Source organism: Actimicrobium sp. CCC2.4, assembly GCF_034347385.1.
Taxonomy (GTDB): Bacteria; Pseudomonadota; Gammaproteobacteria; order Burkholderiales; family Burkholderiaceae_D; genus Actimicrobium.
In genome coordinates this window covers 696,580-716,119 of record NZ_CP133777.1, presented here as the reverse complement: position 1 = coordinate 716,119, position 19,540 = coordinate 696,580, and the positions used below count along the sequence as shown (strand labels likewise).

The following is a 19,540-nucleotide window of genomic DNA, read 5'->3' as shown; positions in this document are numbered from 1 at the left end:
AGTCGGTTACTTGCGCGCAGCCAGAATTTCGGCTGGCTGGACAATATTTTCGGCAGCTTTGTTCGACCAGCTGTTACGGGTATAGGTAATTACTGCAGCGATGTCCGTATCGGACAGCGATTTCCAGGCCGGCATGGCGTTTTTGCCGTTCAACAAAAGATGAATCTGATCGGCTTTCACTCCATTGACAACGAGTGAACCGTCCAGTGCAGGAAACGCTCCGGGCACGCCTTTGCCGGTCGCCTGATGGCAAGCCACGCAATTGGTGTTGTAGACTTTTTCACCGCGCTGCTTGAGTTCGTCGACGGTATAGACCTTGTTCGGATCATCGGCGAGGGACGCCATTTCTTTTTTCTTGCCATCGACCCAGATCTTGTAATCGGCATCGGAAACCGCCCTGACGACGATCGGCATGAACGCATGTTCGGCACCGCACAATTTATCGCATTGCCCGCGGAAAGTACCGGTTTGCTCCGCCTTGAACCAGGCATCACGGACAAAGCCGGGGATCGCATCCTGCTGGACGCCCAGCATTGGCATGCCCCAGGCGTGGATTACGTCGTTTGCAGTGGTGATGATGCGAATCTTGCGGCCGACTGGAACAACCATTTCGTTGTCGACTTCGAGCAGGTAGTTGTTACCGCGTGGTTCAGTAGGAGCAACACCCGGTGCGCCAATCTGGCTGCGCGGTGTCGACAGGTTCGACAGGAAAGCAATGCCTTCGCCTTCGCCCTTGAGATAGTCGTAACCCCATTTCCACTGCATCCCGGTCGCCTTGATCGTAATGTCGGCGTTCGAGGTATCTTTCATCGCGACCACGGTGCGGGTTGCCGGCAACGCCATCGCGATGACGATCACGAACGGCACGATGGTCCAGGCGATTTCAACGGCGGTGCTCTCATGGAAGGTGGCCGACTTGTGGCCGAGCGACTTGCGGTGCTTGAGGATGGAATAAAACATCACGCCAAAAACTGCCACAAAGATCGCCAGGCAGATGATCAGCATAAAGGTATGCAACGAATAGATTTGTTCGGCGATCTTGGTGACACCAGGGTGGAGATTGAGCTGGCGAACAGCCGGGCCGCCAGGAATATCCTGAACTTCCGCTGCCCTGACCAGGCCGCTCGCCGCCAGGGTGGCTGCAAACATCATCGATTGAAGGCGCTTCACTTGTTTCATGTTTTCCTCAACAACCCATTTTAATAATTCTGTCTTGCGGACGTTCACAACCTGAACGATGTCAACTGTCTTCACTGCAGGCCGGCCTTAACTGCAACTTATTCGTGCCAGCGACTGCCTTAATTCCGAAGCGAACTCACGGCGCTTGTAATACGGCAAATAGCGCCCAACTTCTATCTGGGTGGTGCCTGACCTGATTCGTATTAATGCACCATGCTGACCGGGCGCTTCGATTCGTAGCGTGCCGATATCGAAGCAAAATTGCCGTGAGCGATCCGCGTCGATCAGCTCGACTATCACGCAACTGCCGGACAGCCAGATGTTTTCCCGGTCGCAGGCATGGCGTGCGTAATACAAAAACGCAGCACCCACTGCAGATAATTCGACAACCGAGAACACCATTACCAGCCACGCACCGCCTAATGTAAAAATACTCGCCAACAGCAGCGACACAAAACACAGGCTGGCGTAAAACCTGGCCAGCTGTCGCGGCGATATCGAGCAGTTTCGTTTCAGCGTCCACTCTTGCTGTGCCATGGCACCAACCCCGAATTTATGATTGCACTCAACACACACGGCAAAAAACCGACGAAGTATATGTCGGAATTCGCCTCCATATCAAGCGGAATAACCGCCTTTCCACACCCTGCATGCCCGCCATATCCGCCGTCTCCCGCGCGCTCCGGATGCGGCAAAGACGGTCGTTCCGGCCAGCCCGCCTGCCCGGCTTTTCTACCGCCGCGGCGGAAAATCCAGCCGTACAATAGCTTCACCGCGCGAGGTGGTTTTGGGCGCAGGCCGGAATGCATGGCCGTAAATCACCTCAAAGGTCAGCGCAATGGTCCCATCGGGCGCACGCAGTTGCTCCAGCTGATTTTTCATTTGCTGCCAGCGCTGACGGCCGGTCAGGCTATCCCGACGCGTTGTCAGCGGGTTGCCGCCGAGCGCCTGCACCTCCGCCAGCAGCTTGTCGATCGACCGGTAGGTGACGGTAATCGTCTCCATGTCCATCACCGGCGTCGAGAAGCCGGCCTCGATCAGCATGTCACCGAAGTCGTGCATATCCACGAAAGGCAGGATATGCGGGCTCGGATCGACGGCGGCGAAGGCGCTGCGCAACTGCTTGAACGTATCCGGTCCAAAACACGAAAACATCAACAATCCATCGACCCGCAGCACCCGCCGCCATTCTGCAAACACCTGATCCGGCGATGCATGCCAGTGCAGTGCGAGATTGGACCAGATCAGATCGAGCGACTGCGGACCGACCGGCAACCGGGCAAAATCGCCGCACAATATTGCAGCCCCCGCAGGGCGAACGGGCAACCATTGGGCCATCAGCTTGTTCAGTGCCGACGACGCCGCATCCTGGGCCGCTCGCGCTTGTTGCACCATCGCTGCGGCGGCATCGATGCCAAGTACCTGCGCTGCGGGATAGCGCTTTTGCAGCGGCAACAAGTCGGCACCGTCGCCGCATCCCGCATCGAGCACATGCGTCGGCGTCAGCCTGACCAGCGCCAACCGTTCCTGCATGCGCGCAGCAATCTCGCGGCGCAGGAACGCCGATTCGGTCAATCGCTGCGGACGGGCAAACAAGCGCCGGACCCGCGCGGGATCGATCGGTGCACTCTGCGTTTTAGGGGGGGAGTAGGAGTCTGATGTCACAAAAAGGCCCTTGTCGACGTGGATTTCTTTCCACGAAGTCTACACGTCCGTTCGATTTTTTGCCGCCATGACACGACGTTTCAGCCGTTGGTTGGCATCCTGCCAGACGCGTTTGTCCACCCTGCTGCCGTCCGATTGCGCGTTGTGCGGAGTTGCGGCCCCGGGCGTTTTGTGCGCGCCATGCCGCTTGCAATTCTTTCGGCACACCCCCTCTCGCTGCCAATGCTGTGCGCTTCCGGGCACCATCGGCACGCTCTGCGGCATGTGTCTGCGCAATCCGCCCGCCTTCGATGCCACTATCGTCGCCACGGACTACCAGGCACCGGTAGACCAGCTCGTGCGGGCCCTGAAATTTGGTGCCGCATTGCCGCTGGCACGACTATTCGGCGACTTGCTCAACGACGCCCTGTGCGCTGCCGTACCCGACCGCCGCGACTGGCCCGATCTGATCGCGCCGGTGCCGCTCGGACCGCAAAGACTGGTCGAACGCGGCTACAATCAGGCCCTTGAAATCGCCCGGCCGCTGGCGCGTTCGCTTACACTTCCGCTTTCGCCGCAGTTGCTGGTCAGGGTGCGCGAGACCGAAGCGCAGGCGGCCATGCCGGCGCGACAACGACACAAGAACATGCACGCGGCCTTCGTCGTGCCAGCGTTGGCGATGGCGAGCGTAGATGGCCGGCATGTCGGCGTGGTCGACGACGTCATGACCACCGGCGCGACGCTGCACGAAGTGGCAGCGACACTGAAGCGCTACGGCGCGCGCCGTGTCACCAACCTGGTGTTCGCGCGCACGTCGCCCGCTTAATTTTTCATTCCAAGGATTCCATGTTTCATGTCGTACTGGTCGAGCCGGAAATCCCGCCTAACACCGGCAATATCATCCGCCTGTGCGCCAACACCGGCGCGCAACTGCACCTGATCGAACCGCTGGGATTTCCGCTTGACGATGCCAAGATGCGCCGTGCCGGCCTCGATTATCACGATTACGCGACGATGCAAGTCCATCCGGACTGGAGCCAATTTATCGCCGCCGTGCAGCCCGATCCGCAACGCATGTTCGCGCTCACCACGCATGGCTCGACGCCTTTTGCGACCGGCCGGTTCCAGCCCGGCGATGTCTTCGTGTTCGGCTCGGAAACCAAAGGCCTGGACCCGGCATTACGTGAATCATTCCCGCCCGGCCAGCGCATCCGCCTGCCGATGCGGCCCGACAATCGCAGCCTGAACCTGTCAAACACGGTCGCTGTCGTCGTCTACGAAGCATGGCGCCAGAATGGCTATGCCGGTGGCGCGTAATGACTGCCCCCCCACATCCAAGGAATCCCATGCGCCTGACTACCCTGATTTTTTTCGCCGCAACCGGCATCGCCGCTAGCGCCTTTGCCGCCGGAGCGGCCATTGAGGTCAGCCGTGCCGTTGCACGTGCATCGGCACCGGGCCAGCCCTCTGCCGCCGTCTACCTGACCATCCGCAATAGCAGCGCAAGCGCCGATAAGCTGTTGCGCATTGCGACTCCGGTCGCCGCAGCGGCCGAGCTGCACACGATGTCCATGACCGGTAATGTCATGAAAATGCGGGAAGTATCCGGGATCGCGATCGCCGCAAACAGCACGCTGACGATGGCGGCCGGCGATGGTTATCACGTGATGCTGACCGGCCTCAAACAGCCTCTGGTGGCAGGAATGCCAGTACCGCTGCGCCTGACCTTCGAGAAAGCCGGTACCGTCGATGCACTGGTCGACGTCGGCGCACTAACAGCGGCGCACTGAGCCGCCTACAGCTCTTCCGGAGCCTGCCTGACCTTAGACAACAGCTGCGTGGTCGAGCGATCATGCTTGAAGTCGATTGCGATCGCCTTGCCGCCGTAGGCCAGCACTTCCTGGCCTTCGGGGATCTCGTCCATGTCGTAGTCGCCGCCTTTGGCATAGATGCCCGGATGCGCTTCCCTGATCACTTCCAGCGCCGTGTCTTCATCGAACGCCACCACCAGGCTCACGGATTCAAGCGCGGCAATCACGGCCATCCGGTCGGGGCAATGATTGAGCGGCCGGTCGCTGCCCTTGCCCAGCCGTTTGACCGAGGCATCGGTATTGACCGCCACCACCAGCGAGGCACCCAGCGCGCGGGCCTGGGCCAGATAAGTGACATGACCGCGATGCAGGATATCGAAGACTCCATTGGTCATCACGACCGGCTGGGCCAGATGCGCAATGCGCGAAGCGAGTTCGGTACGCCGGCAAATCTTGTGCTCGAAATCAGACATGGCAGGTCTCCTGTCAGGGGAAAAAAAAGCCGCAAGAAAAATCTTGCGGCCCTCGATTACATCACGAATTGCTCAGATGCAGGTTAAACAGCGGCGACAGGCAATGCCATCCGGTTAACGATTTCCTTGCGATAGCGATTGAGCTCCTGCACCGTCGCAAAGCTGCGCTCGAACAACAGCGACATGTTGTGGAGGATGCGCTCGACCACCTTCTTTTCCCACTCGCCATCGAACCTGATCTGGCCATCGAGCCAGTGCTCCAGCCAGTCCGGGTCCGGCAAGCGCGACTGCACCGTATCGTTCGGAAACAACGACTGGTTCACGTGCAAATTAGTCGGATGCAAGGGCTTTTCAGTGCGACGGGCCGAAGCCATCAACACGCCGATCTTAGCAAATGCGGCGCGTGCCGAATCGCCGGAAACCCCCAGCGCTTTTTTCATGTAGCGCAGATAGGCGCCGCCGTGACGCGCTTCATCCTGGCTGATCATCTTGTAGATTTGCTTGATGACGGGTTCGGTGTGCCAGTCAGAGGCGCAGCGGTACCAGTGATTGAGCCGGATCTCGCCGCAGAAATGCATCATCAGGGTTTCGAGTGGCGGTGCCGGATCGAATTCAAAACGGACATTGTCCAGTTCGGCTTCGGTCGGGACGAACTCGGGACGGAAGCGACGCAGGTATTCCATCAAGACCAGCGAATGCTTTTGCTCTTCAAAGAACCACACCGACATGAAGGCGGAAAAATCACTGTCGCCACGATTGTCACGCAAGAACATTTCGGTAGCGGGCAGTGCCGACCATTCGGTGATCGCATTCATGCGGATCGTCTGGGCCTGCTCGTCGGTGAGCTTGGACGCATCGAACTTATCCCAGGGAACATCGGTATCCATGTTCCAGCGGACTTGCTCAAGCGATTTAAACAATTCTGGATACAGCATAAGTGCCTTCATAAAGATGAGATAACTACCTGATTTTACCAACAAATGCTTCTGCGGCAAACGTAGCGCCACTCCTACCGGAAGTCCTTGCGGACTACCTTTACTTACCGGCGCTGCGATCTTACAAAGTGTCGAGCCGCTCCAGCATGCTCGCTGCCAGCAAACGAATACCGGCACGTTCATCGGCCGACAGACGCGTAATGTTTTTCGCCATCAGCGCTGTGCGCGGATTACCCACCAGCGTTGCCTCGTGCTTGTCGATGAAATTCCAGTACAGAGTCGTAAACGGACAGGCCCGCTCGCCGAGGCGCTCGGCCGGATCATACCGGCAGCCACTGCAATAATTGCTTTGGCGTTTGATGTACGCACCGCTGGAAATGTACGGCTTGCTGGTGAAGCGGTTGCCCAGCGCATGCAGTGCCATACCCGCCACGTTCGGCAACTCGACCCACTCGACCGCATCGACATACACCGCCAGATACCAGTCACTGACCTGCTGCGGCGACAACTCGGCCAGCAAGGCGAAATTGCCGGTCACCATCAAGCGCTGGATATGGTGGGCATAACCATGCTCCAGCGTCTGGCCGATCGCGTCCTTCATGCAGGCCATACCGGTGTTGCCGGTCCAATAAAAACCCGGCAGCGCACGCTGATGATCGTAATGATTGGCCTGCTTCATGCCGGGCATGTCGAGCCAGTACACACCGCGAATGAATTCGCGCCAGCCGAGTATCTGCCGGATGAAGCCTTCGGCGCTGGCCAGCGGCACCGCACCGTTGCGATAGGCAGCTTCGGCAGCGGCTACAACTTCAGCCGGCGACAGCAAATGCAGGTTCAGGCTGCTCGAGAGCAGCGCGTGCCAGCCGAACGGCGTGTCGGTCCACATCGCATCCTGATACGTCCCGAATCCCGCCAGCCGCGTTGCAATGAATGCGTCCAGCGCCTGCAAGGCCTGGGCCCGGTCGACCGGCCAGATGAAATGGTCGGTGCTGCCTGGATGATCGGTGAACTCCGTCTCGACCAACGCGATGACTTCCTGCGTGATCGCATCCGGCACGAAGCGCGCCGGCGGCGGAATCACGCCGGGGCCGGTGCGTTTCGGAAAGGCACTGCGGTTCTCGGCATCGTAATTCCACTCGCCGCCTTCGGGTTGCTCGCCGTTCATCAGAACCTGGTGCTTCTTGCGCATCACCCGGTAAAAGAACTCCATGCGCAATTCTTTCTTGCCCTTGGCCCAGGTCGCAAATTCGCTGCGGCTGCACAAGAAATGGGTGTCGTCGATGACGCGCAACGGCGTCGCCGAACTCGCGCACACCTGCTCCAGTAGTTGCTGCATGCGCCATTCGCCCGGGTCCGCCACATACAGCGCCAGCGGCTGATGTTCGGCCAGCACCGCGCCGAGGCGGGCGGCAAAATCACCCGGCAGCGGGTCATCGAGCTTCAGGTAAATGAAAGGCCAGCCACGCTCACCCAGCACCAGCGCAAAATGCCGCATCGCCGACAGGAACAGCGTGATGCGCGCCTTGTGCGACCAGACCGCCATACCTTCGCTGGCCGCCTCGATCATCACCACCACATCGCGCTGCGGATCGAAATCCGCCAGCGCCGGATTGTCCATCGAGAGCTGATCTCCCAGCACCAGAACCAGCCGGCGCATCATCGCATCACCACCAAAAACAGAGAGCTGAACATCGGGAATTGCCTTTCAAAACGTCAACGCCGGGAGTTTCCCGGACCGCAGCGGCAGGGGCCGAAAAATCAGTTAGACTAACCAGCCCAGAATAATACCAGCGAGTCTGCCATCATGAAGCCGCGCCAAAGTCTCCTCTCCGTGTTCCTGTTTGCCCTCGTCATGACCGGCTTGCTGCCGGCAGCACACGCACAGTCCCAGCCTGCCACGCCGGCTGCCTGTCCGGTAGTACTGCAGCAGCAATTTAAACGCCTGCAAGACGAAGTCCCGCAAAACCTTTGCCAGTACGCCGGCAAGGTCACGCTGGTCGTCAACACCGCCAGCTACTGCGGCTTCACCACGCAGTATCAGGGACTCGAAGCGCTTTACGCCAAGTACCAGGCACGCGGCCTGGTCGTACTCGGCTTCCCATCCAATGATTTCGGCAAACAGGAGCCGGGCTCGAGCAAGGAAATCGCCGACTTTTGCTTCAATACTTATGGCGTGAAATTCCCGATGTTCTCGAAAGCGGTGGTCTCCGGTCCGAATGCCAACGCGCTGTATGCGACGCTGTCCAAATCGACCGGCAAAACACCGCAATGGAATTTCCATAAATATCTGATCGATCGCAGCGGAAAGGTCATCACCAGTTTTCCCAGCGAAATCGAGCCCGGCAATCCGGCGCTGGTGACTGCCATCGAGAAAGCATTGAACCAATCCATTTGACTGTCCGTCGTGAATCCGATTGGACCGTGCGTACGTAGTAGTGTGCAGGGCTGTTGCATATTTTAAATATTGTTCGGGCAGGAGACGTTGCATGAAGATTGCAGTTGTAGGTGCCGGGATTTCCGGCTTGTCCTGTGCTTATCGTCTGTCCGAAGCCGGCCATGACGTCACGCTATTCGAAGCCAATGACTATTTTGGCGGCCACACGCATACCGTCGATGTGACCCTCGATGGTCATACCCACGGCGTTGATACCGGCTTCCTGGTGTTCAATCACAAGACCTATCCGAACCTCGTAGCGTTGTTCAAGGAGCTCGATGTCGAGACCGTCGGCACCGACATGTCGTTCTCGGTCAAGCTGCCGCTGGGCAAACGCACGCTCGAATGGGCCGGCGGCAATCTCGATGCCGTGTTCGCCCAGCGCCGCAACCTGTTCAGTCCGCGCTTCATTGGCATGCTGCGCGACATCCTGCGCTTCAACCGCGAAACCACCGCGATGGCATTGGCCGGCGATGATCTCGCGTCCGGCATTTCGCTCGGCGAATTCCTGGTCAAGAATAAGTACACCGAACAATTCCGCGCCTGGTATTTGCTGCCGATGGCCGGCTGCATCTGGTCCTGTCCGACCGAGCAGATGCTGGCGTTTCCGCTGTCGACCTTCGTGCGCTTTTGCCATAACCACGGTCTGTTGCAAGTCAATGGCCGGCCGCAATGGCAAACCGTGCGCGGCGGCGCGCGCCAGTATGTCGACAAACTATTAGCCAAAATCGGCAGCACCGCACTGCACACGCCGGTGCGCCAAATCCTCCGCACACCGCATGGCACAGATACCCGCATCACGCTGCGCACCGACGACGGTGAACACCAGTTCGAGCACGTCGTACTGGCCAGCCACAGCGACCAGAGCCTGGCCTTGCTGGCCGACGCCAGCAAGGCCGAGCAAGCCGTGCTGTCGGCCGTGCGCTACGAGCCGAACCGCGCCGTGCTGCACACCGATGCCAGTTGCCTGCCGGCCAGCCGCAAGACCTGGTCCGCCTGGAATTACCAGAGCCAGAACAGCCAGACACCGAAGGTCTGCGTGCATTACCTGATCAACCAGTTGCAGCCGCTGCCATTCACGACGCCGGTGATCGTCTCGCTGAACCCGATCGACGCGCCGGATCCGGCCAAGGTGATTGCCGAATACGACTACGCGCATCCTCTTTTCGATGCCGCCGCGATCCGCGCACAAGGCCGTTTGCCATCGCTGCAAGGCGTGCGCAATACCTGGTTTGCCGGTTCCTGGACCGGCTACGGTTTTCATGAAGACGGCCTGAAATCCGGCCTCGCCGTCGCGCAAGCCATCGCGATGCTGGAACGGCAGCAGTCGCTGCGTGTGGCGGCCTGAGATGACCACGGTCGCCACGCCCCGGCTCTGCTTCGGCAAGGTTGCCCACAGCCGTTTGCGGCCGGCCACCAATGCCTTCAGCTATGGCGTGTATTTCCTGCGACTGCCGCTGCGCACGCTCGGTGCCGGCGATTTCGGACCGCGCCTGTTTTCGCGCAACCGCTTCAACCTGCTGTCGTTCCATGACCGCGATCACGGCGATGGCCAGCAGGCGCTGCTGCCGTGGATAGACAACTTGCTGCGCAGCGAAGGCATCACCGATGCCAGCGGCGAAATCTGGCTGCAGACTTTTCCGCGCGTGCTCGGCTATGTCTTCAATCCGGTCTCGTTCTGGTTTTGCCACCGTCCCGATGGCGCCTTGCGCGCGATTCTCTGCGAGGTCAGCAACACCTTCGGCGAGAAGCATTGCTACCTGCTCGACAGCGGTGCGGCGATGACATTGGGCGAGGAAATCACCGCCCGCAAGGTATTCCATGTCTCGCCGTTTTGCGCGACTTCGGGCACCTATCGCTTTCGCTTCGTGCAGCAGGGCGAGCACACCATTGCCCGTATCGATCACGACGATGCCAGCGGCCCGCTGCTGCTGACCAGCGTCGCCGGTTCCGCCACCGCATTGAATAACCGCAGCGTGCTACGCGGCTTCTTCAGCTATCCGCTGATGACGTTCGGCGTGATCGTGCGCATCCACTGGCAAGCGCTGAAACTGTTTTTCAAGCGCGTTCCGTTTTATAGCAAACCCACACCACCGACCAAAAAGTTGAGCCGATGAACACCACGACCGCCAAACTTCCTGTCCACGCCGAGCACCTGTCGACCGAAGCCTTTCCGTCCCAAGTACAGTTCGTGCTGCAACTGCTGCGCAAGATCGACCAGGGCGCAATCGTGATGGAATTTCCGGACGGCCAGAGCGCGCGCTTCGGCGACACTTCCGCGCCGGTGACGATGAAGCTCAACAACTGGGAAGTCTGCAGCGCCGCACTGAAATCCGGCGACATCGGCTTTGCCGAAACCTTCATCGATGGGCACTGGACCACCGACAACCTGCCGGCCTTGGTCGAGCTGTTCACGCGCAACCGGCATGCAGTCGAATCGGTGATTTATGGCACCTGGTGGGGCAGCCTGCTGTATCGCGTCAAGCACCTGTTCAACCGCAATTCGCGCTCGGGCAGCCGCAAGAATATCCACGCGCACTATGACATCGGCAACGATTTTTACCAGCTCTGGCTGGACCCGTCGATGACCTATTCGAGCGCGCTGTTTTCAAACGGCCATATCGACAATCTGCAGGATGGCCAGCATGCCAAGTACCGGCGCATCCTCAGCGAACTGCAAGTCGGCAGCGACGCCCGCATCCTCGAAATCGGCTGCGGCTGGGGTGGCTTTGCCGAGATCGCCGCGCGCGATGCCGGCGCCCATGTGACCGGCCTGACGCTCTCGACCGAACAGCTGAACTTTGCGCGCCAGCGCCTGGCCGATGCCGGCGTGGTCGATCAGGTCGAACTGCTGCTGCAGGACTACCGCGACACCAGCGGCCAGTTCGACGGCATCGCTTCCATCGAGATGTTCGAAGCGGTCGGCGAGAGCTACTGGCCGAGCTACTTCGAATGCATTGCACGTAACCTGAAGTCCGGCGGGCGCGCCTGCATCCAGACCATCGTCATCGACGACGCCCTGTTCGAGCGCTATCGCAAGGGCACCGACTTCATCCAGCAATACATCTTCCCGGGCGGGATGCTGCCGTCGCCAGCGGTCTTCAAGCAATATGCCGAACAATACGGCCTGCGCGTGGTCAACGAGTTCAAGTTCGGCCTCGATTACGCCCGCACGCTCGACGAGTGGCGCAGCGCTTTCAAGGAGCAATTGCCGAAGGTACGGGCGCAAGGTTTTGATGACCGCTTCCTGCGTACCTGGGAATTTTATCTGGCGTATTGCGAAGCCGGTTTCCGCGCCGGCAGCATCGACGTCGCGCAATTCACGCTCGAAAAACCATGATCGCGCGCCGGTTGGGCGTTCTCTTCTCCGCGCTACTGCTGAGCTTGGCGATGGCGCTGCCGGCCTGGTCGGCACCGGCCTTCATCGAAGCCGACGTGCCGGCTGCCCGGCTGTCCGGACAAGGCACCTTCCGCTGGTTCGGCCTGTCGATCTATGACGCGCAATTATGGGTCGGTGCCAAAGGCGTCGCGCCCGATGCGCCGCTCGCACTGGAACTGACCTATTCGCGTTCGCTCAATGGCAAAAAAATCGCCGAGTCCAGCGCCGACGAGATCAGCAAACTCGGCCTCGGCACTCCCGCCCAGCAAGCCGACTGGCTGGCGCGCATGACGGCGCTGTTCCCTGATGTGAACGACGGCACCCGCCTCACCGGCGTGTTGTTGCCGACGCTGGGCGCACGCTTTTACCTCGATGGCAAACTGCTCGGCGAGATCGCCGATCCGGTCTTTGCGCGCGCTTTCTTTGCCATCTGGCTGGACCCGAAAACCAGCGCCGGCAAATTGCGCGAGTCCTTGCTGATGAACGCGGCAGCCCGCTGATGGCACGGCTGGACCGCGCCGCGCTGTTCGCCTACGGCCTGTTCGGCATGCCGCTGGCGATGGTCGCGTTGCCGGTCTATGTGTATGTGCCGCAGTTGTATGCCGAACGCTTCGGCCTATCGCTGACGCTGATCGGCACGGCGCTGCTGCTGGCGCGTCTGTTTGATGCCTTCCTCGATCCGGTGCTGGGCTTGTGGATCGATGGCACGCGCCGCGCCGATGGTTACCGCCGTTTCGTGCTGCTGGCCGTGCCGTTGCTGGCCGCCGGATTCGTCGCGCTATTTCATCCGCCGGAACTGGCCGCGGGCGCGCCGCTGATGTGGTTCATGGTCGCGCTGCTGGTGGTGTATGTCGGCTTCAGTCTGGCCACCATCAGTCATCAGAGCTGGGGCGCGGCGCTCACGCAGGCACCGGACCAGCGCTCGCGCCTGACCGCCACGCGCGAAGGCTGCGGGCTGATCGGCGTGATCATCGCCGCGGCCTTGCCGGCGCTCGGTCCGTCCTGGTGGCTCACCGCTGCTTTTCTGGTCGTGCTGGCCGGTTCGGTCCTGCTGCTGACGCGCGCCGCACCGCTACCGGAACGCACGCTGCGCAGTCATGGCGGCTGGTCGGAATTGCTGGTGCCGTTTCGTAGCAAGCTGTTCCGCTGGCTGTTTGCGGTGTTCGTCGTCAATGGCATCGCAGCCGCCATCCCGGCCACGCTATTCCTGTTTTTTGCCAGCGACCGCTTGCGACTGGGCCAGCAGGCCGGGCTATTTCTGGTGCTGTATTTTGTCGCTGCCGCGGCCTCGATGCCGCTCTGGGTCGCGCTGGCAAAACGGCTTGGTGAAGCGCGCGCCTGGATGCTCTCGATGCTGCTGGCGGTGGCCGGTTTCATCTGGGCCTTCGGACTCGGTGCCGGCGACGCCATCGCCTTCGGCATTATCTGCGTGCTGTCCGGCCTGACGCTGGGCGCTGACCTGGCCTTGCCGCCGGCCTTGCTGGCCGCCGTCATCCATCAGGCCGGCGATAGCGGCAAACGCGAAGGCGTGTATTTCGGCTCATGGAGCTGGGCCACCAAAATGAATCTGGCGCTGGCAGCAGGCGTCTCGCTACCCTTGCTGGAATGGCTGGGGTATGTGCCCGGCCTGCAAAGCCAAGCGGGCGGACAGGCACTCAGCATTGCCTACGCAGTAGTGCCATGCCTGCTCAAGTTATCCGCGGCGGCACTGCTCTGGCGCGCTCCATTGCGCACTATTTGATTGCGCACAATTTAAAGGAATCCCATGAAAATGTTCAAACCCCTGTTGGCCCTGTGCTGTGCTGTCCTGATCGCCGGTTGCGGCACTGTCGAACCATCGCGCTACGCAGACCAAAAACCCACGCTAGACCTGCAGCAGTATTTCAATGGCACGCTGGACGCGCAAGGTATGTTCCAGGATCGCTCCGGCGAAGTCATCAAGCGCTTTGGCGTGGTCATGGTCGGTAGCTGGAAAGGCGATGTCGGCACACTCGACGAGAGCTTCACCTACTCCGACGGCACCAAAGAAAAACGCATCTGGACCTTAACCAAAACCGGCCCCGGCACCTACACCGGCACCGCTGCCGATGTGGTCGGCGTGGCCGAAGGCGTGGTCTCCGGCAATGCGCTGCGCTGGAAATACGTGCTGGCCTTGCCGGTCGACGGCAAAGTCATCAACGTGACCATGGAAGACTGGATGTACCTGATGGATGAGCGCGTCATGCTCAACCGCGCCGCAATGAGCAAGTTCGGTTTCCATGTCGGTGACGTGACGCTGTCGTTCACGAAGCGCCCATGATGAATCCGGCGATCCGCGACTGGTCCGGCCGGCGCGTCTGGGTCATTGGTGCCTCGACCGGCATCGGCGCCGAAACGGCGCGGCAGTTGCTGGCCAGGGGCGCGCGCGTGGCGCTATCCGCGCGGCGTGCCGAACCCTTGCAAGAACTCGCCGATGGCCATGCCAACGCGCTGGTCGCGACGCTCGACATTACCGACCACGCCACCGTGCTGGCCGCGCGCGAGCAGGTGCTGGCCGCCTGGCAAGGGATTGATCTGGTCCTGATCGTCGCCGGCGGCTACAACGAAATGCGGGCCGACAGCCTGGACCTGGCCAAGGTCAATCAGCTGATCGACCTGAACCTGCGCGGCGTCTTCAATTGCCTCGATGCGGTGCTGCCCGGCTTGCTGGTACAGGGTAGTGGCGGCATCGGCATCGTCGCCTCGGTGGCCGGCTTTGGCGGCTTGCCGAAAGCGCTGATCTACGGTCCGACCAAGGCGGCGCTGATCAACCTGACCGAGTCGCTGTACCTCGATCTGCAGCCGCGCGGCGTGGCGGTGTACCAGATCAATCCGGGCTTCGTCGATACGCCGATGACGGCCGTCAATGACTTCAAGATGCCGGCGCTGATCACGGCCACGCAAGCCGCCACCGAACTGGTCGCCGGCCTTGAAGCGGGCGACTTTCATATTCATTTTCCGAAGCGGTTTACCAATTGGATCCGGCTGGCGCGGCTGCTGCCGTACCGCTGGTATTTTGCGCTGATCCACAAGGTGACCGGCTTATGAACCATCAGGACGGCTTGCGCGACCTGGTCGATTTTTTCGAGACGCTGACGCTCGACAGCGCCGCCCGCATCGACACGATCTACAGCGCCGACGCCTTCTTTAAGGACCCGTTCAATGAAGTCATCGGCAGGCCCGCGATTGCGCACATCTTCCGCCACATGTTTGCGCAGGTCGATGCGCCGCGCTTTGTCGTGACAACGCAATTGCTGCAGGGCGACCAGGCTTTTCTGACCTGGGATTTTCATTTCCGCATGAAGCGCTTTTCGCGCGACGAACAATGCATACGCGGCGCGACCCACGTGCGCTTCGATGCCGCCGGCCAGGTTTGCCTGCATCGCGATTACTGGGATGCGGCCGAAGAACTGTATGAAAAACTGCCCGTGCTGGGCAGTCTGATGCGCTGGCTCAAGCGAGCCGGAAAAAACTGATTTCGTCGGCCAGCCGCTGTGCCTGCGCGGACAACGTCGTCGACGCTGCTGCCGCCTCTTCCGACAAGGCCGCATTTTGCTGGGTCGTGCGATCAAGTTCATGGATCGCGATTTCGACCTGGCTTACTCCGCTGCTTTGCTCTTTGGTTGAGGTCGTCATCTCTTGCATCATCACCGCGATCTTGTTGGCATTGACGACGATTTCATGGATGGTCGTACCAGCTTCGACCACCACCTGATTACCGCTTTGGACCTGCAAAATGCTCTCAGAGATCAGCGTCTTGATTTCCCGTGCCGCCGCTGCCGAACGGCCGGCCAGCGCCCGCACCTCGGTCGCCACCACCGCAAATCCACGTCCCTCTTCACCTGCCCGCGCCGCTTCGACAGCGGCATTGAGCGCGAGGATGTTGGTCTGAAAAGCGATGCCGTCAATGACGCCGATAATCTCGCCGATCTTGTTCGACGACACCCGGATGCCTTCCATCGTGGCCGCCACCTGATTGATCACGACACCGCCGCGCGTAGCCGACACCGCATTGGCCTGCACGATGACCATCGCACCGGCCACCGTGCTGGACGTCTGCTTCACGGTCGATGAAATCTGTTCCATGCTCGAGGCAGTTTCCTCCAGGCTGGCAGCAGCCTGCTCGGCCCGGCCCGACAGGTCATTGGCGGCAGCAGCGATCTCGTCGCTGGCAGTCTGCACCTGCACCGAGCCATCGAGCACAGCGCCGACAATACGCCGCAAGCTGGTTTGCATCTCGCCCATCGTGTACATCAGCTGGGCCGCTTCATCGCTGCCCCATGGTTTCGGTGCAGTGGTCAGATTGCCTTTGGTGATTTCCTGCAGATGACCGGCGACTTCCTGCAAGCCGCCCATCATCACCTTGTAAAACGCCAGCATCAGGTAAGCGGCCAGCAACACAAAAAACAGGCAGATGCCGAACTGGGTCATCAGCGCTGCCTGCAAGCGCACGATGCGGGCCTGCAACTGGCTATCGAGCCGCGTCATGACTTGCGAGACCAGCGCGATCTGCTTGTCGACAGCGGCATTACCGAGCGCGAGATAGGTAGCCGCATCGCCGGTCAGTACCGCGCCCAGGATCTGTTGCGTGATCGCCGCCCGGAACGCCGCCGACGCGGCGTCGGTCGCTTGCATGTCCATGCTGCGGGCAACATCCGGAAAAATGGCGATACCGGCCTTGTAAGATGCGTTGACATCCCGCTCGAGATAGTCCTGGACCGCACTGCGCTGGCTCATCAAATCGCGTCGTAACGGTGTCAGTTCCTTGTCTTTGAGGACAAGACTGCCAATGCCGCGCAATTGCGCGGTGTTTTCATACTGCATCGGCCCGCGCAGCACGGCGATGTTCATCATGTGATAGGTGTCGAGGTCCGGATCCAGACTCAGTTGCGAGCCATCGGCCACACGCGCCACCAGGTCCAGTGCCAGCGCGACGTACTCGGAATGCAGCTTGAAGGTCGCATCGGGATTGGCTGCCAGCGGCGTTTGGAGTAGCGCCTGATGCGCCTTGAGCAACAGCTCGAATGGTTTTTCGGTACCGAAATCCTTGCCCAGTTCGGTCTGGCGCGCCTGGACTTTGTCGAAGGCGGCGCTGACATCAGCTTGCTGCTGCGCCAGTTGCGGCGCATTGCCGGACGCTACCCGTCGACGAACCTGGGCCGCCTTGATCAGATCGTCCAGTGGATGTATGTAAGTCAGTCCCTGACGCTCGGAACGCGCAAACATGATCTGTTCATTGGCAGCTGACCACAGGTAGAACAAGGTCATCAGCAGCGGCGCGATAAACGCCAGCGCAATCCACAGCGCCTTGGCCTGAAAACGGATACTGCGGAACAGGCGCACGCCCGGTGACAGCCAGCCGTGATACTTGAAGAAATTGCCGAACCCGGCATTACCATTCGACACTTGCAGCGGTGTATCTCGATGCGATTGCATTTGAAACCTCTTCCACTCGCCGATGCCGGAAGTCGTGCCGGCACCCGCCTTGCCATCCATCAAAACGGCCACATCCTGCATCAGCGTTTGCCGTTGCCAGACCTATCCGCACCATCACACACCAACACCCGCCAGTTGTTGTCTTTGCCGGCGGTAGGTCAAGACCGGCCCTATCAAAACAAGCACAGATAAAAGTCACCCGCTAATGTCTACTGGCGGTTTTAATTCGTACGCAAGAGTAAGCGACTTCTATTGAGCTCAGGAAATTTATTTATGTCGCCCCTCGCCATCCGGGCCATGCTGCTACCATGCCGTCCTAACTCTTCCGATGATCCGCACTACACCGTGACTACACCCCCGACCCGACTGACTCCCCGCAAAGAATGGCTGGTCCTGCTGACGCTGGCCGGCATCCAGTTCACGCACATCCTCGACTTCATGATCATGATGCCGCTCGGTCCGCAACTGATCCGGGTGCTGCAGATCGATACCCATCAGTTCGGCCTGCTGCTGTCGTCGTACACGTTCACGGCAGCGATCTCGGGCTTGCTGGCAGCGACCTATATCGAACGCTTCGACCGGCGCAAGCTGACGCTGGCGCTGTACGTGCTGTTCATGCTGGCGACGCTGTGCTGCGGGCTGGCGCAGACCTTTCCGCAATTACTGGTGGCGCGCGCGCTGGCCGGCGCGTTTGGCGGCATCCTCGGTGCGATGGTGCAAACCATGGTGGCTGACGTGATCCCGTTCGAGCGGCGCGGCAAGGCAATGGGCACCGTGATGGCGGCGTTTTCGCTCTCGACGGTGGCCGGCGTGCCGCTCGGACTGGTGCTGGCAAATCACATCCCGTCACTGGGCTGGCGTGCGCCGTTTTTCTTTATCGTCGCGCTATCGATGGTGATTTTCGTGATCGGCTATCGCTTGCTGCCCAGCCTGACCGGGCATATGCGACACACACGCCAGGGCAACATCTTCCAGCAGATTTTTCTGGTGGCCAAGCATCCGGAACACCTGAAGGGGTTTCTGTTTATCGCACTGATGATGCTGGGCGGCTTCACGGTCATTCCGTACATCGCGCTGTACATGACGACCAATGTCGGCTTGCCCGAATCGTTCATCACGCTGGTCTATCTGTGCGGTGGCGCCGCGACTTTTTTCACGTCGCAGGCAATCGGCCGTCTGGCCGACAAGTACGGCAAGCCGGCCATTTTCCGCCGCGTGGCGCTGGCGTCGCTGGTGCCGATGCTGATCACGACGCACCTGGTACCGATCGCGTGGTGGCTGGTGCTGATCAATTCGACGATTTTCTTTGTGCTGGTGCCGGGACGGATGGTGCCGGCGATGGCGATGGTCAGTGCGATTGCGCCGCAGCAGATACGCGGCACCTTCATGAGCCTGGTGTCATCGGTGCAGATGGCGTTTGCCGGACTGGCGTCGCTAGTCGCCGGATTGATCATCACGCGCGCACCGACCGGCGAAATCCTGCACTTCAATGTGGTCGGTTATCTGGCAGTCGGCTGCACGTTGCTGGCGCTGCTGGTGGCGCCGATGCTGCGAGTGGCAGCTGCGCCACCCGCCCCCTGATAACGACTCAGGCCTTGCCCGGCCTGGCCGGTGCGGCGGCTTTTTTTACGTTCCGGGGCTTGGCTGCTGCGGCCGGTTTGGCCGCACTGGCCGTCTTGGGAGGAGCCACCGGTTCCGGCGGAATCGCGTTGGCTACCGCTTGCTGAAACTGTTCCTGCAACATGTTCCACCAGGCGTTCGGATTGGCCATCGGCGGCGCAGCGGCCGGTGCTTCGGGCGCAGGTGCTGTTGCAGGTGCTGGCGCAGTCGCCTTGAAAAACGCTTCGTAAGGCGATGGCTGTGCCGGCGCGTCCGGTTCGGCCGGCTTCATCGCCGCGCTGAAATTGGCGCTCATCGATTGCAGCGTGGAGATCGTCGCGCTCTGCACTTCCAGCGCCTTGATGGTCCCACCCAGCATGTTCATGTTCAGCGTCAGCCAGCTTTCGACCGCTTTCAGATCGGTGATCTGCTTGTTGATTTCTTCCAGCGACAAGGTCGGCATGACCATGCCCGGCATGCTGGCGCCCGGCAAAGTCACACCGCCCCACAGTTTTTGCATGAATTCCAGCGTGTCGGTCATTGCGCCTGCGCCGGGCATGTTCGGCATCGAAGATTTCATCATCATATGTCCCCAAGAGTGAGCGTCGAGATTAGCAGAGAACGCCCCGCCC

The 19,540-nt window shown here is 60.5% G+C and carries 21 protein-coding genes and 1 pseudogene; 14 read left to right on the top strand and 8 right to left on the bottom strand.

Annotated elements, in window-relative coordinates:
• Positions 1 to 6: 6 nt before the first annotated feature.
• From coxB to RHM62_RS03375, 3 genes are all read right to left on the bottom strand, one after another.
• The gene (gene coxB, locus RHM62_RS03385; RefSeq protein ID WP_322124170.1) at positions 7 to 1,179 is read right to left on the bottom strand and encodes a cytochrome c oxidase subunit II; all 1,173 of its coding nucleotides are present in this window, start codon (positions 1,177 to 1,179) and stop codon (positions 7 to 9) included.
• Between the two features lie 87 nt (positions 1,180 to 1,266).
• Entirely contained in the window at positions 1,267 to 1,716 is a 450-nt protein-coding gene (locus RHM62_RS03380; RefSeq protein ID WP_322124169.1) for a DUF2244 domain-containing protein, read from the bottom strand.
• A 195-nt stretch (positions 1,717 to 1,911) separates the two neighbouring features.
• Complete coding sequence (locus RHM62_RS03375) at positions 1,912 to 2,844, bottom strand: methyltransferase domain-containing protein (RefSeq protein ID WP_322124168.1); 933 nt, start codon at positions 2,842 to 2,844, stop codon at positions 1,912 to 1,914.
• 67 nt (positions 2,845 to 2,911) lie between these two features.
• Here RHM62_RS03375 and RHM62_RS19020 point away from each other — a divergent pair.
• From RHM62_RS19020 to RHM62_RS03360, 4 genes and pseudogenes are all read left to right on the top strand, one after another.
• A pseudogene (locus RHM62_RS19020) lies at positions 2,912 to 3,103 on the top strand (double zinc ribbon domain-containing protein); the annotation flags it as partial.
• Between the two features lie 3 nt (positions 3,104 to 3,106).
• Positions 3,107 to 3,649, top strand: coding sequence for a ComF family protein (locus RHM62_RS03370; RefSeq protein ID WP_416172312.1), 543 nt, complete (start codon positions 3,107 to 3,109; stop codon positions 3,647 to 3,649).
• A 20-nt stretch (positions 3,650 to 3,669) separates the two neighbouring features.
• Complete coding sequence (trmL, locus tag RHM62_RS03365) at positions 3,670 to 4,140, top strand: tRNA (uridine(34)/cytosine(34)/5-carboxymethylaminomethyluridine(34)-2'-O)-methyltransferase TrmL (protein WP_322124166.1); 471 nt, start codon at positions 3,670 to 3,672, stop codon at positions 4,138 to 4,140.
• Between the two features lie 29 nt (positions 4,141 to 4,169).
• Positions 4,170 to 4,613 (top strand): copper chaperone PCu(A)C, encoded by a 444-nt coding sequence (locus RHM62_RS03360; protein WP_322124165.1) that lies wholly within the window; start codon positions 4,170 to 4,172, stop codon positions 4,611 to 4,613.
• 5 nt (positions 4,614 to 4,618) lie between these two features.
• On the opposite strand, the gene rfaE2 is transcribed toward RHM62_RS03360, so the two are convergent.
• The 3 genes from rfaE2 to RHM62_RS03345 all read right to left on the bottom strand — a co-directional run bounded on the left by rfaE2 (position 4,619) and on the right by RHM62_RS03345 (position 7,702).
• Entirely contained in the window at positions 4,619 to 5,107 is a 489-nt protein-coding gene (gene rfaE2 / locus RHM62_RS03355) for a D-glycero-beta-D-manno-heptose 1-phosphate adenylyltransferase (RefSeq protein ID WP_322124164.1), read from the bottom strand.
• A gap of 83 nt (positions 5,108 to 5,190) precedes the next feature.
• Positions 5,191 to 6,042 (bottom strand): ferritin-like domain-containing protein, encoded by an 852-nt coding sequence (locus RHM62_RS03350; protein ID WP_322124163.1) that lies wholly within the window; start codon positions 6,040 to 6,042, stop codon positions 5,191 to 5,193.
• 121 nt (positions 6,043 to 6,163) lie between these two features.
• On the bottom strand, positions 6,164 to 7,702 hold the full coding sequence (locus RHM62_RS03345; protein WP_322124162.1) for a cryptochrome/photolyase family protein: 1,539 nt from the start codon (positions 7,700 to 7,702) through the stop codon (positions 6,164 to 6,166).
• A gap of 192 nt (positions 7,703 to 7,894) precedes the next feature.
• On the opposite strand from RHM62_RS03345, the gene RHM62_RS03340 reads away from it, so the two are divergent.
• From RHM62_RS03340 to RHM62_RS03300, 9 genes are all read left to right on the top strand, one after another.
• Positions 7,895 to 8,437: a glutathione peroxidase gene (locus RHM62_RS03340; protein ID WP_322125304.1), complete on the top strand. Its 543-nt coding sequence runs from the start codon at positions 7,895 to 7,897 to the stop codon at positions 8,435 to 8,437.
• A gap of 91 nt (positions 8,438 to 8,528) precedes the next feature.
• The gene (locus RHM62_RS03335) at positions 8,529 to 9,824 is read left to right on the top strand and encodes an NAD(P)/FAD-dependent oxidoreductase (protein ID WP_322124161.1); all 1,296 of its coding nucleotides are present in this window, start codon (positions 8,529 to 8,531) and stop codon (positions 9,822 to 9,824) included.
• Between the two features lies 1 nt (position 9,825).
• Entirely contained in the window at positions 9,826 to 10,593 is a 768-nt protein-coding gene (locus RHM62_RS03330; RefSeq protein ID WP_322124160.1) for a DUF1365 domain-containing protein, read from the top strand.
• Positions 10,590 to 11,816 carry a cyclopropane-fatty-acyl-phospholipid synthase family protein gene (locus RHM62_RS03325; RefSeq protein ID WP_322124159.1) on the top strand — a complete coding sequence of 409 codons (1,227 nt, stop codon included), beginning with the start codon at positions 10,590 to 10,592 and terminating at the stop codon, positions 11,814 to 11,816. The genes RHM62_RS03330 and RHM62_RS03325 overlap by 4 nt, the downstream gene beginning before the upstream one ends.
• Entirely contained in the window at positions 11,813 to 12,355 is a 543-nt protein-coding gene (locus RHM62_RS03320; RefSeq protein ID WP_322124158.1) for a chalcone isomerase family protein, read from the top strand. Before RHM62_RS03325 ends, RHM62_RS03320 begins: the two co-directional genes overlap by 4 nt.
• Positions 12,355 to 13,596, top strand: a complete 1,242-nt coding sequence (locus tag RHM62_RS03315; protein ID WP_322124157.1) for an MFS transporter — start codon at positions 12,355 to 12,357, stop codon at positions 13,594 to 13,596. Before RHM62_RS03320 ends, RHM62_RS03315 begins: the two co-directional genes overlap by 1 nt.
• A gap of 24 nt (positions 13,597 to 13,620) precedes the next feature.
• Positions 13,621 to 14,154 (top strand): DUF3833 domain-containing protein, encoded by a 534-nt coding sequence (locus RHM62_RS03310; RefSeq protein ID WP_322124156.1) that lies wholly within the window; start codon positions 13,621 to 13,623, stop codon positions 14,152 to 14,154.
• Entirely contained in the window at positions 14,154 to 14,921 is a 768-nt protein-coding gene (locus RHM62_RS03305; protein ID WP_322125303.1) for an SDR family NAD(P)-dependent oxidoreductase, read from the top strand. The genes RHM62_RS03310 and RHM62_RS03305 overlap by 1 nt, the downstream gene beginning before the upstream one ends.
• The gene (locus tag RHM62_RS03300) at positions 14,918 to 15,349 is read left to right on the top strand and encodes a nuclear transport factor 2 family protein (protein ID WP_322124155.1); all 432 of its coding nucleotides are present in this window, start codon (positions 14,918 to 14,920) and stop codon (positions 15,347 to 15,349) included. Before RHM62_RS03305 ends, RHM62_RS03300 begins: the two co-directional genes overlap by 4 nt.
• Here the strand turns inward: RHM62_RS03300 and RHM62_RS03295 are convergent.
• Positions 15,327 to 17,309, bottom strand: coding sequence for a methyl-accepting chemotaxis protein (locus tag RHM62_RS03295; RefSeq protein WP_322124154.1), 1,983 nt, complete (start codon positions 17,307 to 17,309; stop codon positions 15,327 to 15,329). The two genes, RHM62_RS03300 and RHM62_RS03295, sit on opposite strands and share 23 nt — an antisense overlap.
• A 345-nt stretch (positions 17,310 to 17,654) precedes the next feature.
• Here RHM62_RS03295 and RHM62_RS03290 point away from each other — a divergent pair, with 345 nt between their 5' ends.
• Positions 17,655 to 18,890: an MFS transporter gene (locus RHM62_RS03290; RefSeq protein ID WP_416172311.1), complete on the top strand. Its 1,236-nt coding sequence runs from the start codon at positions 17,655 to 17,657 to the stop codon at positions 18,888 to 18,890.
• A 7-nt stretch (positions 18,891 to 18,897) separates the two neighbouring features.
• Here RHM62_RS03290 and RHM62_RS03285 read toward each other — a convergent pair whose 3' ends face one another.
• The gene (locus RHM62_RS03285) at positions 18,898 to 19,494 is read right to left on the bottom strand and encodes a PhaM family polyhydroxyalkanoate granule multifunctional regulatory protein (RefSeq protein WP_322124152.1); all 597 of its coding nucleotides are present in this window, start codon (positions 19,492 to 19,494) and stop codon (positions 18,898 to 18,900) included.
• Positions 19,495 to 19,540 lie beyond the last annotated feature (46 nt).